Here is a 16571-nt window from a genome sequence, read left to right as displayed (position 1 = left end):
ATATGCAGAAGAATGATTGGGCATTACGCCCAATCATTTTGTATTAAGAGATTTTGTTTCTCTGTTCGATATTAAAAATATCCAAAAGCTCTTAATATTACAGAGCCTTTGGATTATATAACTTTAATTAATTTTATGTTTTAATTACTATCTACTCTTGATTTCTTTCACTCTTGGAACTATTAAGTAAAGCGGAATTATGTTCAAGATGAACACTATTAGAAATAGCAAAACATCTTTTGAATCAACTGGACGCCCTGACGAAATCGCTGTTACGATATCACTGTAATAGTATCCAGGGAAAATCATCTGAATTTTGCTAACAGCCCCGATGAATCCTCCATCTGCACCTAGAGAAGCAAATGGTATTATTGTCATCGCTGCCAAGATGATAGCAGGAAAGCTAATCGTATCAAGTGTCTTTGCATCAACGCGCACACCGAGCACAAAACCGATAATGCTAAAATATATTCCCATAACCGTGAGGAGTAGAAACTGAACTACCAGACTGGTTGTAACATGGAGGTTAAAAAAAGAAACCGCGAATGCAAGTACAGCCATGAATATTAGCGTATTTAACGCAAGTTGAACGAGCATCTGATCAAGAAGGTAGTCTTTCACGGCATATCTTGTGAACCTCGATTCAAATGAGTAGAACTCAATATTTGTTGCGATTCGCTTACTAAACGTTGCTAGGCTGTTTCCAATGATTCCGATAAATACTGCTATACCGAATACGATGTTCGGTAAAACACCCTTTTGCACATTGGAAATAAACACATACCATATAACAGGAACGAATATAGTAAAAAGCAGGAATCTTTTATTTCTTAAAACCTGTTTTAATTGTATCATCTTCATAGCTTTAGCCCTCCATTTCGATTTTCTCACGGTAATACTGTTCTATTGTCCTGCCAGAATCATGGATGGACTCCACTGATTCATTTGCAGTTATTATTCCATCCTTCAAGATGAGCACCTTCGTAAAGAAATGATCTATCTGATTGAAGTCATGAGTGACAATTACCGATGTGTAATTCTTATTCTCGAGTAGCTTCCAAAAATTATCTACCGATTCAAGGTCCATACCTGTAGTCGGTTCATCTAAAAAAATAAGCTTAGGAGAATTAAGTATCGTCAGTAAAAGTGATAAACGTCTTTTCTGTCCACCAGATAAGCTTCCGACATACTGCTTCTGATGTTCTTGAAGTTCAACCATCATGAGTAGTTCCTCAATACAGACATCGCTTAATTTATTCATTTTGCACTTTAGACTAACGATTTCAAATACTGTCAAATCATCGATAAGTATATCTGCTTGTGGCATCATGCTTATTTCAGTCTGAAAATCAAGGCTAGTATCTACTTCACCTGAGTTAGCCACTATCTGTCCAGCAATTATCTTAAGAAGAGTGCTCTTGCCAGCACCGTTACCTCCGAGCAACGCGACTCTATCTCCTTCTGAAATCTCAAATGTAACACCCTTTAAAACTTCTTTATTTTTAAACGATTTCTCTATCTCTTTTACTTTAAACATATGAGCCTCCGTTCTTCTATTCTTGCTTTGTGACAACATTATAGGTCATACCCAATTGATAAAACCATGTTTGTCAAGAACGGCACTTAAAATGTCGCTAACGGTTAATCATCCGCTCCTACATTCGTACTTTAATAAGGTGACTAATCGAAGGCGCACAAAAGCCTGGATATTTAGTATCCAGGCTTCATGTATGAAAATATATTTGTTTATGTGTTATTTTCTAAATGTAATCGTCTGAGAGAACAGATAATCTGCGCTTCGAGTAGATACGGATGAAAAAGGATACTTTGCAAGGATTTCTCTGACATTATGAAGTCCAATCCCTCTTCCCTCGCCTTTACTTGAGTAACCTTCTTCAAATATATTGCTGATATTCACTCTCTCATCAACAGTCGAATTTTCAACCACTAATATCAGCGCTTCACCATCGAGAATCAGTGCAACTGTCAGCTTTGGCAATTCTGACTCTAAGCTCGCTTCGATTGCATTATCACAGAGAATTGACATCACTTTGATAAAGTCTAGCAAATCTATCTTGAAGTCATATACAGCATCTTCTATCTCAATTGCGATTTCCACACCTCTACTATGTGCTTCAATAAGCTTTGCAGAAAGTACACTTTTCACGGCATCGTTTTTTATATTAGAGAGTTTTGCTATATCAAACTTGCTGTTATATAGTTGTTTACCACTGTCCCCGAGAACACCTTCATAGACGCTCTTGATTGCATCGATATCCTTATTATCAATACCTACTTTTATGCTGGTAAGGATATTGATGTAATCATGGCGAAAGCTGCGAATCTCACCGTATAAATTCTCTATGTGATGACTATAGTTCGATAGTTCGCTTAGCTGAATATCCTTTTGTTTAAGAATCTCCTCCTTAAGCTTTTCCTTTGAGGTTGAATTTAGATAAAGTAGCATCACGAAGAATAACAGAATATAGATATCATTGATATGACCACGCAAGTAATCAGCATGCGATATTTTCTCACCAAAGATCATAAGGACTGAAATAATAAGCATGTATACAAGCATTGATACATCCACGACAAGTAGCATACGGTTAAAGAAGTTGCGCTCAAACCCCTTTTTCAAATCGTTAAAGTCTAATTTCAGAGTTTTAATGATAAGAATGTAGAAAGGGAATGTGAGAGCATCAATCAATAAATCGTAAATACTAATATTTACCTCGTTATAAACCGCGATTCCCACTAGAGGGAATATGTGATACGCAAGTAGTCTTCCGAGCAAGCTTAATATAACGATAGGATAAACCCCAATAAATAGGTTAAATAGCTTATTGCCATGAGGATTAGCGAAAAAGCTGTATGCTACAAATATAAAAAAGTATCCGAAGTATCCAGCTGGTGGGCATAACATAAAAATCACAACGTAAACCAGCGGAAAAATCATATACCAATACGGCTTAAACTTTTTCTCACTTACCTGACTGTATAAAAGCATTGTTAAGAGTATCTTAAGCGCAATACTAAAAATTTTTAATAACATATCTCTATAAACACCTTAATATCTAATAATTGAGTTTTTCAAGAAGACCTCTGTACTTCATCCTTGATATCAGACAGCTCTCTCCATTTTCAAACAGAGCAATCTTGCTCTCCTTATCTATCTTAATTATATTATCAGGATTAACTACAAATGATCGGTGACAGCGGTAGAGGCGACTATCAGCCTTCTCAACATCAGCGATGCTACCATAAAACTCCATACGTTCATCTTTAGTATGCAAAATTACTTTGTGGATCATCGGAGAAGTCTCGAAATACAATATATTATTAAACGGTACCTGTACACGTGCCATGGATGTTTCAATAGCGAACGAATCTTGAGCTATGTTTGATCCAACCTTGCAGATAGTGTACTCGATAGCCGAGCACACTCGCTCTTTGAATAACTCTTCATCAAGTGCTTTATCGATAAAATCTAGCGCAGCTACTTTATATTTAAACGTAACAGGCATAAACTCTGTATGCGTTGTTACAAATACGATTGTCGCATTAGGATCTCGGCTACGAATTTCCTTAGCAATATCCAGTCCCTTCTGTTCTTCTCCCTTAATCTCGATATCAAGGAAAAACAGTTGATGGGAACCGAATTCTGAGATATTATCTAGCATCTGCTTCGGACTGCTAAAAATTTCTGGAGTTTTGCACTTCAAATCTTTCTGGTCAATCACTTCCCTGATTATATTGTCGATTCGTGATTGCTGCAGTATCTCATCTTCTAAAATGAATATATTAATCATTTGATTTACTCCTAATACCTCTTCAGCTCTTACTATCCAACTTGCATGCATATTCAGGTCAAAAATAGCTGCCCATATTTTATCATTAAAAGACCCATCCAGTAAACTGGATGGGTCGCTCTTTACTTTATCTATACTAAGATATTATATTAATTGTGCTTAAACCTCTCTTGTATACTTAGCAAGGTACTCTCTCTCATCCTCTTCTAGGTATGGAGCGATAACCTCATATACATGCTTATGGTAGTTATTAAGCTGCTTGCGCTCTTCAGGTGTCATGAAATCTGGATCAATAGCATCTAGGTCAAATGGAACTAGAGTTATTGGCTCAAACTTGAGGAACTTGCCGTATTCATTAACTTCATCTAGCACACAGAGAAGCTCATTCTCTAGACGAACTCCGTGAGAACCTTCGATGTATATTCCTGGCTCATCGGTGATAACCATACCCTCATCGATTACGCACTGGTTGCCCTTTCTGTATACCCAGCGGAAGCTAGCAGGTCCCTCGTGGATATTTAGAAGGTATCCTACACCATGACCGGTTCCATGGTTGAAGTTTAGATGGCGATCCCAGTATGGCTTCCTTGCATATGCGTCGAGGATTACACCATTACAGCCGTATAGGAACTTAGCATTTGCTAGAGATAGATTACTGATAGCAACTAGAGTGAAATCCTTCTTCATTTGGTCTGTAATCTCACCTACAACATAAGTTCTAGTGATATCAGTTGAACCCTCATAGAATCCTGCTCCTGTATCCGTTAGGTGGAGTCCCTTAGGTAGCACTGGAATGTCTGTCTCAGGAGATGGTGCGTAGTGAACTATCGCAGCATGAGCTCCATATGATGAAATTGGCTCGAAACTTGGACGGATGAAGTTTCCTAGCTCAGCACGGAACTCGTCGAGCTTATTAGCAACGCTAAGCTCTGTCATCTCAATCTTGCCAACATTTTCCTTGAGCCACTTCATAAGACGTAGATGGGCAATGCTGTCCTTAATCTGAGCCTTTCTTATGTTCTCTAGCTCAACATGGTTCTTTACATTCTTGAAAATCATCTCTGGATTCATCATGTCAATCTTCTTAACTGACTCAGGGATGTTGCAGAATAGTGCATAGTTAACCTTAGAAGCATCAAGCATCAACTTAGTATCTTCAGGGATATACTTAATATCCTCATAAATGTCATTGTATGGATGTAGAACTACTCCGTCTTTTTCGAAGTGAGCTTTAATCTCATCACTTAGTTTACGCTCATCTATATACAGGTGATATTCATTTGCATCCATCAGAGCATATGACAGAACTAGTGGGAAAAAGTCGATATCATCTCCACGGATATTCAGAGTCCAGCAGATATCGTCAAGCGTTGTAACAACGTGCATATCTGCCTCAGCCTCTACCATCTTCTCACGGATATCAGCAAGCTTTTCAGCAACGGTCTTTCCAGTATATTTTACTTCAAGCTCAAATGCTGGCTTTTCGGAGAGCGGTGGTCTGTCTGTCCATATCTCATCGATTAGGTCAACGCTATACTCGATGCATCCTTCGTGCTTCTTAGCAATTTCATCATATAGCTGTCCTTCATCCATGGATACAACTCTTCCATCAAATCCGATTTTCTCACCTTTCTTAAGGTTGCTATTTATAAATGCATCTAGTGTTGGAACTCCAGGCTCACCCATCTTCATGAGCTCAACAGTTGTACCCTGAAGCTGCTCGCCAGCCTGAAGGAAATATCTTCCATCAACCCATAGCCAAGCTCCGTCTAACCCTACTACTGCAACGCCTGCAGAACCAGAGAATCCTGTTATGAACTTTCTTGCCTTGAAGTGCTCCCCAACATACTCTGACTGATGAAAATCAGCTGTTGGAACAACGTAATAATTAATACCGTGCTCCTGCATCTTAGAACGGAGTGCAGCGAGTCTCTCCTGAATTACATTCATTTAAAGTCTCCTTTCGAATGAACAATTAAATAATTATATTTAATAATAATATCCTAAATTGATTATAGCACCAGACACGTGTGGCAAAAAGCCTAACTCCATAATCTGGTGCATAATAATACTATTTCTTATGATAAGCCAATTATAGTTCCGTCGGACAGGATATCCATACCGTTTGCAGCCGGAACCTTAGGGAGCCCTGGCATTGTCATTATTGAGCCGGTAAGCGCTACGATAAACCCTGCTCCTGCTGATACTCTTAGTTCTCTAACAGTGATGGTAAATCCTGTTGGTGCACCTAGCAGCGTTGCATCGTCTGAGAATGAATACTGGGTCTTTGCAACGCAGATTGGCAGCTTGTCATATCCTAGCTTTGTGAGCTCCTTAATCTGCTTTTTAGCTGCTGGTGTGAAATCCACTCCGTCTGCGCGGTAAATTTCCTTCGCTATCTTTTCCATCTTCTCCTCAATTGATAAATCGAGATCATATAATGGCTTAAAGTCAGCCTTACCCTCTTCACAGATTCTAACTACTTCTTCAGCGAGATCCATTCCACCTTCAGCACCCTTTGCGAAGACTTCAGACAGAACAACCTTTACCCCATACTCCTCACAGATCTTATCGAGAAGCTCTAGTTCAGCATCTGTATCAGTTGGAAATCTATTGATTGCTACTACTGATGGCACTCCGAACTTTGCTACGTTCTCTATGTGTCTTATGAGGTTAGACGAACCAGCTCTCAGGGCATCTAAATTTTCTTCAGCGAGATTATCCTTAGCCACGCCACCGTTCATCTTGAGAGCACGCACTGTAGCCACTATTACTACACAGTCAGGCTTTAACCCAGCGTATCTGCACTTGATATCAAAGAACTTTTCTGCACCTAGATCTGCTCCAAATCCAGCTTCAGTGATCACATAGTCACCGAGTTTTAGCGCAGTCTTCGTTGCTACTACGGAGTTGCAGCCATGAGCGATATTTGCAAACGGTCCACCGTGAATGAATGCCGGCGTGTTATCTAGCGTCTGAACCAGGTTAGGCTTAATGGCATCCTTGAGTAGTAGTGCCATAGCACCTGTAGCTTCTAAGTCGCCAGCCGTAACAGCCTCTCCATCGTAGTTGTAAGCAACAACCATTTTTGACAATCTTTCCTTGAGATCATCAAGATCAGACGCAAGGCAAAGTATGGCCATGATTTCAGAAGCCACCGTAATATCAAATCCGTTCTCACGTGTTACGCCATCACCCTTGCCTCCAAGCCCGATAACGATATTACGAAGAGCACGATCGTTCATGTCAACAACGCGCTTCCATACAATTCTCTTAGTAACTATTCCGAGCTTATTGCCTTGGTGAATATGATTATCAAGTAACGCTGCAAGCAGACTGTGAGCGGATGTAATGGCATGGAAGTCACCTGTAAAATGCAGATTGATATCATCCATAGGAACTACCTGAGAATAACCGCCTCCTGCTGCGCCTCCCTTAACTCCGAAGCAAGGTCCTAATGAAGGCTCGCGAAGAGTTGTAACAGTCTTTTTACCAAGCCTACTAAGTGCCATAGAAAGCCCCACGTTAGTGGTCGTCTTTCCTTCTCCTGCCGGAGTAGGATTTATAGCTGTAACTAGCACCAGTTTGCCATCTTCCCTATTCATGTTCTCCTTAATATAAGAATATGAAAGCTTAGCTTTGTATTTTCCATATTGCTCAAGTTCATCGCTCGGGATATCGAGCACTTTTGCAACTTCTGTGATTGGAAGCATTTTCGCTTCCTGAGCAATTTCAACATCTTTCTTCATAACATTCCTCCACAAATATAACAATATGTGTCAAAAGCAAATATCTAAATAAATAGGTATATGGTCATTATACTTCATGTTCATATTCCCATACAACATTATTAGGTTCGATTATATTATTTAATGATTTTATCGCTTATAAACATATTTTTTATAAATAATTTGTTGCTAACACTTATTACTAATCAGATTCTCTATATATAAAAAAGCAACCGGATTGTCTCCGATTGCCCAAATCTTATTCATGAAATTCTACGTAATTAAAAGTTCATATATCACTTAATTACAGAGTCATGATACCAAATTATCTTAACTTGAGTTCGTTATATGGTTCGCGACCTTCTTCATCCCTTATCTCACGCAAGTAATTATAAAGAGTTGCTTGAGATATAGATAAAGTCTCGCAGATAAACGGAACAGCTTCCTTTACAGAGAATAAGCCCTGAAACTTGAACTTAGTCAATAGCTTAATCTTACCTTCCTTAGTATTAATTTGGTTAGGATCAAACTGTTTTATCGACTTAATTATAGTATCCTTCATCACATTCTGAATATAATCTTCGTCATTTATAGAATATACCGAATCATCCGCAGTTGGCTCCTCAACATCATGAATCTTAATAGATTCGCTAAGGTAGTTGATAATATCCTGAACTTTTGATGGATCCTGATTTATACAAATCATAGCTGCTGGATTGTTTTCTTCATCCATAAACATGAAGTGAGATGCGCGAAGCTTCTTGCCATGTGCTGACTTGCTCGCATAACCGATGAGGTGTCCCTCGCCATCAGCTAGGTTATTGATAACATCATACACACCGGGGTTAATCCTATAGCTTCTCTCTCTACCGGTGATATTGTTGTTATGCATGAACACTATTTCTCTTTTAGTAAGATCATGGAGTACAACTTCTGTATCGCTACCCATAAGCTTAGCGATTCCAGAAGCAACCTGTGCTAATATATCTAAACGTTCTTCCTGAGTCATATCTTGTTTCACTCCTCTTTTTGCGTAAGATCAATTCCTTGACGACGCTCTGCAACCTTAGGCACGTAATCCTCATCACTAAACCATGTAGTAAATCCATTTCCATTTACTTCGCTAACATTGGTTATAGTGATAAATGCATTTTCGTCTATTGCGAGAGCTGCCTGTTTTACTTTATTGAGATTTCTACTACCAACTACACAGTACACCAAGTCCTGTTCAGACTGTAGATATCCACCTGTTGCATGCATAATTGTCGTACCAAACCCTAGCTGTAGTATCTTCTCGTTGATTTCTTTGATTTTCTTTGTGAAAATCATGAGCTGTACACCACCTTGACCGAGCAGTATCATCTTGTTCATGCACACGCTATAAATCAGCGCGTACAGAATTCCTAGGATTACTCCGTTTGTCTTCGTTACCGGAATCTGCATCATGAAGATTGCAAAGTCAATGGCATACATAATCGGTGCAATTTTAACACCAAATTTTCTATTTAGAATCAGCGGTGGCACGTCTATTCCACCTGTTGATCCACCAACCCTTAGGATTAACCCCAGCCCTATTCCATCGATAACACCAGCACAGATAGCTGCTAGAAGCGGATCATCTACAAGATGATGAAGCACCGTCGCCTTCTGAAATATTCCCAAAAATACTGGAAATAATACTGTTCCTAGTACGATAGACGCTGCAAACTTTTTGCCAAGAGCCCATGTTCCAATTACAAAAAGTATGACGTTAATCACAAGAACCGTTCCTGACACGCTTAGGCCAAAGTAATAATTGGTCATGCGGCCAACACCTGCTAAACCTGAAACCACCATCCCATATGGCAAAGCAAAACAGGCAATAGCAAAAGCACTTAATGCATTTCCGACAACCATTTGAAGTACTTCTAGTCCCACCTTGGAAGCATTTCTCATAATCCACCTTGTCGAGCACCTATAGGTCACTCGCAACCCTTTCTTTAGTCTAAAACTCGCCAAAAACTTAAAGCATAACCATAGTAAATAGTCTAAAAAAATAACTATGTACAATAAAGTAATATATCATCAGATAGCGGAAATTGTCAAGATTTCAGGGAATATTCTAGGTGAAATTTTTATTATATTTGTATTCTTATTGTCAACTTGTTACCCTTTTGTCAACCTCCTAGGTATCTAAATATTTGGAACAATATCGCGTCTGTGATAATATAGATTATATTATTTACGTTTTGATTTGGTTTCATAAGGAGGCCTTCGATGAAAGCACATGAAAGATTATTAAAATACGTTTCGTATCGCACCCCAAGTGACGAAAATAGCGAAACATCCCCTTCAAGCCAGTGCCAATTTTCATTGGCACACGCATTAGTTGACGAGCTCAAAGAACTAGGTGTCGAAGATGCGGCATGTGATGAATATTGTTACGTGTACGGGCACATACCAGCTACCCCAGGAAAAGAACATGTAACAGCGATTGGTTTTTGCTCACATATGGATACAGTGAGCGACTATTGCGATCACGATGCAAATCCACAGATTATAGAGAATTACGATGGAGGAGTGGTTAAACTCGGCGACAGCGGACTTGTCCTTGACCCGGAGGTTTTCCCTCATCTCAATGACCTCAAAGGACGTACCTTGATAACTACAGACGGAACAACAGTGCTCGGTGCTGATGACAAAGCTGGAATTGCCGAGATTATGACCGTAGTTGAACACATAAATGAATTCGAACATGGTCCTATTTCAATAGCATTTACGCCTGATGAGGAAATTGGCAGAGGTACCGCGCACTTCGATGTTGCAAGATTTGATGCAAAATACGGATATACGCTAGACGGTTCAACCGAGGGTGAAGTTCAATATGAGACCTTCAATGCTGCTACAGCAAAGGTTTATTTCAAGGGTGAAAATGTTCATCCTGGTTCAGCGAAGGATGTTATGATTAACGCTTCACTCGTTGCAATGGAATTTGATTCCCTGCTTCCTGCTGCTGAACGCCCTGAGCGAACCGAAGACCACGAAGGCTTCTATCACCTAATATCGGTAAACGGAACTGTAAGCGATGCGAATATGACATATATCATCAGAGATCATGATGCATCTAAGTTCGCAAACAGACAGGATACAATGAAAATGGCCGAAAAGTTTCTTAACGAGAAATACGGAGAAGGAACCGTAAGACTCGAGATTAAAGAACAGTATAGAAATATGGCTGAAGTTCTTGAAAAGTGCCCAGATGCTATTGAAAACGCCAAGAACGCTTGTAAAGTAGCGGGTGTTGATCCGCTAGTTATTCCAGTAAGAGGCGGCACAGATGGTGCTAACCTCAGCTTCATGGGTCTACCTTGTCCAAACCTCGGTACTGGTGGACACGCATTCCACGGTCCTTATGAGCATATAACTGTAGAGGGCATGGAGACCGGTGTAGAGGTTATAAAGGCTCTGATAAATGAATTTGTAAAGGAATCATAGATCTGAATGATTCAGACACTGTGCTTGTATTAAAAAAAGCGGTTAGGATTGATATGACACTAGTTTAAGAGCGCATATCGAGTTTACCTAACCGCTTTTAATTGCATCTAGACATTCTACATCAGTACCGCGAAGAGCCTCAGAGTTTGTCTAAATATATTTAAAGATTTCTTTCCATCTACATATCTATCTGTCACTTCTACACATTTTGTAAGAGTTTCATCAAAATCTGCCTTTATATCATAGACAGCTCTGCAGTTATACATCAATACACCATTTTCAAAGTGGTGAAAGAAACTTCTGTAATCAAGATTAATTGTTCCGCAAGTAGCTATCTCATCATCAGCGACGCATTGTTTTGCATGGCAGAAACCTGGAGTGTACTCATAAATCCTAACCCCGTCTCTTACAAGCCTCGAATAATACGACCTTGTCACAGCATATGTAGCGCGTTTATCTGGGATTCCTGGAGTAATTATTCTTACATCAACCCCTCTCGACGCAGCAAGTGTCAACGCCTTATTCATCTCATCTGTGATAATGAGATAAGGAGTCATAAACCACACATACTCATCGGCGTTGTTTATAATATTGAGATAGACGTTTTCCCCAACATGCTCATGATCAAGCGGGGTATCCCCATAAGGCTGAATAAAGCTGCCTTTCTCCTGGCTCTCCAGTTTAACATCCGGAATGTATTTTAAGTAGCTCACGTCTTTTGTATCGTGAGTCTTAGTTGCATTCCAAATTTCCAGAAACATCACAGTTAGATTATGCACAGCATTTCCTTCAATTCGCACACCAGAATCTTTCCAATCCCCATATGGTCTGGTTAGCTTAAAATACTCGTTTGCAAGATTGTATCCACCTGTAAACCCAATCTTCCCATCTACAACTGTAATCTTGCGGTGATCACGGTTGTTCAGAAAAACATTGGCAATCGGTACAACCGGGTTGAATACCCTGCATTTAATACCTAAATCATTAAGACGTTTTATAAAGCTACTATCGATAAACCCAACACTCCCGACATCGTCGTAAATGATTCTAACCTCAACACCTTCTGCTGCCTTTTCTGCTAGAATTTCCTTTATTCCAGCAAATGCCGCGGAATCTTCGATAGCGTGATATTCCATGAATATGAAATGTTCCGCCTTCCTCATGGCTTCTTTCTGTGCTGTAAGTGCTGCTCTAGCCTCTCCGTAGAACTCTATGTTTGAATCGCTGTAAGCGGGGAATAAGGCTTTATGAGAGATATATCTAAAAACATTAGCAACGCCTAGATCCCTATCTCCTATCTCCTCTAGAACCTCTTTGTCACCATTAAGGAGCGGGAACAACTCATTATCAACATTTAGAAACCTCATCCTCATCTTTCGAGTCGATCCAGAAAATCCAACCATAAAATATATTGTAACTCCTATGATTGGATTAAGCATAATGAGAACCACCCACGGTAGCTTAACAGATGCACTCGCAGATTTTGTCGAGATGGCTATGACGATAGCTAGAGCGATGATTCGGAAAATTGTTGCTAGTATGGTGTATTTTTCATTTAAGCTACTTATGAGCATAGCAATAAACAGCACTTCAGCTGCGATAGCTATGACAGCTATCATCAAACGCCCAATGCTATTTTTGACCTGCTCCTTTTTCTCATATGTTGCAAATGTCTTTGAAACACTCATGCGGCTAGCCCCCTATGCGTTTATTCGTCCCAGAGCACAACCTTTCCTTCTTTTCTAGTCTTATTCATATCTATCAGCCTTTGATTTTCTGATCCTCTAAATCTCAGCTGAATGTTCTTAAGTTCTTGTTCGAATCTCCCGTCGATTAGTACATCAATCATATTAAGCATATCCATAGTCACTTCTGTGTGACAATGCGTCCCTTCTCTCATGAGATCTTCGAGCACAAATCCTGAAAATGACCAAATCGTTTTATCAGGATAACTCTCTTTCACACGTTTAAGGAACGGCACAAGTGCAACCTGATTTTCTGGCTCGAACGGCTCTCCCCCAAGAACTGTGAGACCTGTTATATAGTCAGGCTTAAGCATCTCAATAATCCTGTCTTCAGTCTCCTTGGTGAATTCTTGTCCGTAATTAAAGTCCCATGTCTGTGGCTGAAAACAGCCAGGACATCTATTTGTACAGCCTGACACGAACAGACTGACTCTTACACCAATTCCATTGGCTATATCACAATCTTTAATCTCTCCGTAATACACTTTCTTACTCTCTCTTCATTTTGTTAATACAATTATATCGTATAACTAGTACTATTATAAGCTTTAAAAATCATACTTTGTGAGGAATCTACCATTTAGTCGGAAGCTTACAAAGACTTCGTCTTCTGTCCTTGTAATTCGGTTCAAATCGTCTTACAACGTCCCAAAATGCTTTCGAATGATTCGCCTCAATAAAATGGGCTAGCTCGTGCACCACTACATATCTCAGATCCTCATATGATGCAGTCACAAGCAGAAGATTTAGGGTTATCTTGCCTAAATCAGGGCGGCAAGACCCCCATCGTGATTTCATCTGTCTAATAGTTACATGCGGGAAAGGGACCTGATAAACAAATCTAAATTCATCATATACATCATGCAAAACACTCATAAATACATCGATTGCCTGCCTTCTATACCACCGTTTCACTAACTCTATGCGAGCAGAAACATTATTTGGTTCTGGCATCTGTATGAGAAGGAAATCACCATCTATACATACATTAACTCTCGGCCCTTGCGATAACTTCACCTCGAGTGGTCTGCCTAAGAAATAAGCTTTATCCCCGTCATCATACCTCGATCTGTCGGCCTTGGCCGCCATGATTCGTTCAAGTGTATCGACAATAAAAGAGCCCTTGCTGATCATGAATTTTTCAATCTCAGCTAAGGGCACTCTATGAGGTGCTGAGACGTATATCGAAGCATCAGGTCTGATTCGCAAGTTGATATTTCTCACATTCTTGCGCTCTAAGGTGTAGATTAGAGTTTCTCCATCTACATTTATAGCGTGAACCTCACTACACTTCTTGCTTCTCAAATGTCGTCTCCTCATATTAATTTTCTCTTATAGGTGTAGAACTCTATCCTTGATTTCCTGAGTTCTTCCCTGATTCCAGAACTGTGTTCCGATGTATCCGCAAGTCCTTCTCGCTACAGACATCTTGTCCTGATTGCGATTTCCGCAGTTAGGGCACTCCCATACAAGCTTGCCTTCAGCATCTTCAACGATTTTAATCTCACCACTGTATCCGCACTCTTCGCAGAAGTCGCTCTTCGTATTGAGTTCAGCATACATGATATTCTCATGGATATACTTCATAACCTCAAGTATAGCCGGGATATTATCCTGCATGTTAGGAACTTCAACGTAGCTGATAGCTCCACCTGGAGATAGCTTCTGGAAATCTGATTCAAACTTCAACTTCTGGAATGCATCGATTTCCTCTTCAACATGAACATGATAGCTGTTAGTTATGTAGTTCTTATCTGTAACGTGAGGGATTACTCCAAATCTTCTCTGTAGCGCCTTAGCGAACTTATAAGTTGTTGATTCCATCGGTGTGCCATATACGGAGTAGCTGATATTCTCAGCAGCCTTCCATTCAGCACACTTGTCGTTGAGTCTCTGCATAACCTTTAGTGCAAATTCTCTACCCTCATCAGTTGTATGGCTCTTGCCTACCATGCGGTAACACATCTCGCAAAGTCCAGCGTATCCTAGGGAGATAGTCGAATATCCGTTATAAAGCAGTTTGTCGATAGTCTCACCTTTCTTGAGTCTAGCAATCGCTCCGTACTGCCAAAGGATAGGTGCAACGTCTGAAGGTGTTCCGAGTAGTCTCTCGTGACGAAGTCTTAGCGCGCGGTGGCAAAGCTCAAGTCTCTCATCGAGAATTTCCCAGAACTTGTCCATATTTCCATACGATGAGCAAGCTACGTCAACTAGATTGATTGTTACAACACCCTGGTTGAACCTTCCGTAGAACTTGTAGCTTCCATCAGCGTTCTTCTGTGACTCTTCAACTGTTAGGAATGATCTGCATCCCATACAAGTATACACGTTACCCTTCTTGAGCTCTCTCATAACCTTAGCCGAGATGTAGTCAGGAACGAGTCTCTTAGATGTGCACTCTGCAGCGATCTCTGTCAGGTGCCAATAAGGGGCATCCTCTCTGATGTTGCAATCATCAAGCACGTAGATTAGCTTAGGGAATGCTGGTGTAATCCATACACCCTTCTCGTTCTTAACGCCCTGCATTCTCTGCTTAAGAACCTCTTCGATGCAGAGAGCTAGGTCATCTCTAGTTCTTCCCTCTGGAGCCTCCTCAAGGTGCATGAACATAGTTACGAATGGAGCCTGTCCGTTACAAGTCATCAGTGTGATGAGCTGGTACTGGATAGTCTGGATACCACTCTTAATCTCGTCTCTTAGTCTATCCTCAACAACCTTATTAAGGGCTTCCTGCGTTGTCTCGATACCTGCATCCTTGAATTCCTTCTCAACCTTAGTTCTGATTTTCTGTCTGCTTACATCAACAAACGGAGCTAGATGAGCTAGTGAAAAGGACTGTCCACCGTACTGATTAGAAGCAACCTGAGCGATAATCTGAGTTGTTATGTTACATGCTGTGTAGAAGCTATGTGGCTTCTCGATAAGAGTCTCGCTGATTACAGTTCCGTTCTGCAGCATATCCTCTAGGTCGATAAGGTCACAGTTATGCTCCTTCTGTGCAAAGTAGTCGGAATCGTGGAAATGGATGATTCCAGCATCGTGTGCAGCAGAGATTTCCTCTGGAAGAAGGATTCTTCTAGTGAGATCCTTGCTTACCTCCCCAGCCATATAGTCTCTCTGAGTTGAATTGATAATAGGATTCTTATTGGAGTTCTCCTGCTTAGCTTCCTCGTTGTTAAGCTCGATAAGCGAAAGAATCTTGTCATCTGTTGTGTTGGACTGACGAACGAGGGATCTTGTATATCTGTATGTGATATATGCCTTTGCAACCTCATACGCTCCGTGCTGCATGATATGCTCTTCCACCATATCCTGAATTTCTTCTACTGCAGGTGAACGACCAAGGTCTTCACAGGATAGAATTACGCTGTCAGTGATTCTCTTAATCTGAATAGGTGTAAGTCTAACGGCTTCTTCAACGGAATTATTTGCTTTGATAATTGCATTTTCAATCTTGGCTTTGTCAAAAGTTACTTCTGAGCCATTTCTCTTGATAACATTCATTGTCTCTCCTTAACCGAATACCCGAACATATTGATTTATGTGAGTTAATTCTCTTAAAATTAATTAATACACTTTTTAACGCCAAACACTATATCTTGTTTGACGCCCTGTCATTATATCCCATATAGTGGGGTTAGTCAATCAGTTTTATACTATATTATTTTATACAATTTTAAGCCTGCGAGGTAGAAGTTTCAAGCCTTCTGTGCTAGTATTTACTAAAATACGAAAAATAATTTATGCATATTTTTTGTACTTCATTTGCACATACGAGCACAAGATATTGTGCCATATATGGAGGAAATACA

Annotated in this window: 13 protein-coding genes; 1 reads left to right on the top strand and 12 read right to left on the bottom strand. The window is 40.1% G+C overall.

The window, feature by feature from the left end; all coding sequences use genetic code 11:
• Nucleotides 1-147: 147 nt before the first annotated feature.
• From C5Q96_RS01345 to C5Q96_RS01310, 8 genes are all read right to left on the bottom strand, one after another.
• The gene (locus tag C5Q96_RS01345; protein WP_106056503.1) at nt 148-861 is read right to left on the bottom strand and encodes an ABC transporter; all 714 of its coding nucleotides are present in this window, start codon (nt 859-861) and stop codon (nt 148-150) included.
• A gap of 4 nt (nt 862-865) precedes the next feature.
• Nucleotides 866-1537 carry an ABC transporter ATP-binding protein gene (locus C5Q96_RS01340; RefSeq protein ID WP_106056501.1) on the bottom strand — a complete coding sequence of 224 codons (672 nt, stop codon included), beginning with the start codon at nt 1535-1537 and terminating at the stop codon, nt 866-868.
• Nucleotides 1538-1753: 216 nt separating this feature from the next.
• Nucleotides 1754-3055, bottom strand: a complete 1302-nt coding sequence (locus C5Q96_RS01335) for a sensor histidine kinase (protein WP_158696649.1) — start codon at nt 3053-3055, stop codon at nt 1754-1756.
• Between the two features lie 22 nt (nt 3056-3077).
• Entirely contained in the window at nt 3078-3812 is a 735-nt protein-coding gene (locus C5Q96_RS01330; protein ID WP_106056499.1) for a response regulator transcription factor, read from the bottom strand.
• A gap of 159 nt (nt 3813-3971) precedes the next feature.
• Nucleotides 3972-5762 (bottom strand): aminopeptidase P family N-terminal domain-containing protein, encoded by a 1791-nt coding sequence (locus C5Q96_RS01325; RefSeq protein WP_106056497.1) that lies wholly within the window; start codon nt 5760-5762, stop codon nt 3972-3974.
• Nucleotides 5763-5890: 128 nt separating this feature from the next.
• Nucleotides 5891-7561 (bottom strand): formate--tetrahydrofolate ligase, encoded by a 1671-nt coding sequence (locus C5Q96_RS01320; RefSeq protein WP_106056495.1) that lies wholly within the window; start codon nt 7559-7561, stop codon nt 5891-5893.
• A gap of 304 nt (nt 7562-7865) precedes the next feature.
• Nucleotides 7866-8549 (bottom strand): helix-turn-helix transcriptional regulator, encoded by a 684-nt coding sequence (locus C5Q96_RS01315; RefSeq protein ID WP_106056493.1) that lies wholly within the window; start codon nt 8547-8549, stop codon nt 7866-7868.
• Between the two features lie 8 nt (nt 8550-8557).
• Nucleotides 8558-9475 carry a YitT family protein gene (locus C5Q96_RS01310; RefSeq protein WP_106056491.1) on the bottom strand — a complete coding sequence of 306 codons (918 nt, stop codon included), beginning with the start codon at nt 9473-9475 and terminating at the stop codon, nt 8558-8560.
• Between the two features lie 321 nt (nt 9476-9796).
• Between C5Q96_RS01310 and pepT the strand changes: the two genes are divergently transcribed.
• Nucleotides 9797-11014 carry a peptidase T gene (gene pepT, locus C5Q96_RS01305; protein ID WP_106056489.1) on the top strand — a complete coding sequence of 406 codons (1218 nt, stop codon included), beginning with the start codon at nt 9797-9799 and terminating at the stop codon, nt 11012-11014.
• Nucleotides 11015-11130: 116 nt separating this feature from the next.
• Here pepT and cls read toward each other — a convergent pair whose 3' ends face one another.
• The 4 genes from cls to nrdD form a co-directional block, all read right to left on the bottom strand.
• On the bottom strand, nt 11131-12702 hold the full coding sequence (cls, locus tag C5Q96_RS01300) for a cardiolipin synthase (RefSeq protein ID WP_106056487.1): 1572 nt from the start codon (nt 12700-12702) through the stop codon (nt 11131-11133).
• Nucleotides 12703-12722: 20 nt separating this feature from the next.
• Complete coding sequence (gene nrdG, locus C5Q96_RS01295) at nt 12723-13244, bottom strand: anaerobic ribonucleoside-triphosphate reductase activating protein (protein ID WP_106056485.1); 522 nt, start codon at nt 13242-13244, stop codon at nt 12723-12725.
• Between the two features lie 88 nt (nt 13245-13332).
• A complete protein-coding gene (locus tag C5Q96_RS01290; RefSeq protein ID WP_158696648.1) occupies nt 13333-14064 on the bottom strand; it encodes a M48 family metallopeptidase in 732 nt (243 codons plus the stop codon).
• Nucleotides 14065-14091: 27 nt separating this feature from the next.
• The gene (gene nrdD / locus C5Q96_RS01285; protein WP_106056481.1) at nt 14092-16263 is read right to left on the bottom strand and encodes an anaerobic ribonucleoside-triphosphate reductase; all 2172 of its coding nucleotides are present in this window, start codon (nt 16261-16263) and stop codon (nt 14092-14094) included.
• Between the last annotated feature and the right edge of the window lie 308 nt (nt 16264-16571).

Origin of the sequence: Mogibacterium diversum (assembly GCF_002998925.1) — a bacterium.
GTDB lineage: Bacteria > Bacillota > Clostridia > Peptostreptococcales > Anaerovoracaceae > Mogibacterium > Mogibacterium diversum.
The sequence above is the reverse complement of the archived record's forward strand: the minus strand, read 5'-3'. Positions and strand labels throughout refer to the sequence as shown.

Bases quoted from the DNA above. Each gene is read 5' to 3' on its own strand.
- C5Q96_RS01345 (WP_106056503.1), bottom strand. From the start codon at position 861: ATGAAGATGATACAATTAAAACAGGTTTTAAGAAATAAAAGATTCCTG.
- C5Q96_RS01340 (WP_106056501.1), bottom strand. From the start codon at position 1,537: ATGTTTAAAGTAAAAGAGATAGAGAAATCGTTTAAAAATAAAGAAGTT.
- C5Q96_RS01335 (WP_158696649.1), bottom strand. From the start codon at position 3,055: ATGTTATTAAAAATTTTTAGTATTGCGCTTAAGATACTCTTAACAATG.
- C5Q96_RS01330 (WP_106056499.1), bottom strand. From the start codon at position 3,812: ATGATTAATATATTCATTTTAGAAGATGAGATACTGCAGCAATCACGA.
- C5Q96_RS01325 (WP_106056497.1), bottom strand. From the start codon at position 5,762: ATGAATGTAATTCAGGAGAGACTCGCTGCACTCCGTTCTAAGATGCAG.
- C5Q96_RS01320 (WP_106056495.1), bottom strand. From the start codon at position 7,561: ATGAAGAAAGATGTTGAAATTGCTCAGGAAGCGAAAATGCTTCCAATC.
- C5Q96_RS01315 (WP_106056493.1), bottom strand. From the start codon at position 8,549: ATGACTCAGGAAGAACGTTTAGATATATTAGCACAGGTTGCTTCTGGA.
- C5Q96_RS01310 (WP_106056491.1), bottom strand. From the start codon at position 9,475: ATGAGAAATGCTTCCAAGGTGGGACTAGAAGTACTTCAAATGGTTGTC.
- pepT (WP_106056489.1), top strand. From the start codon at position 9,797: ATGAAAGCACATGAAAGATTATTAAAATACGTTTCGTATCGCACCCCA.
- cls (WP_106056487.1), bottom strand. From the start codon at position 12,702: ATGAGTGTTTCAAAGACATTTGCAACATATGAGAAAAAGGAGCAGGTC.
- nrdD (WP_106056481.1), bottom strand. From the start codon at position 16,263: ATGAATGTTATCAAGAGAAATGGCTCAGAAGTAACTTTTGACAAAGCC.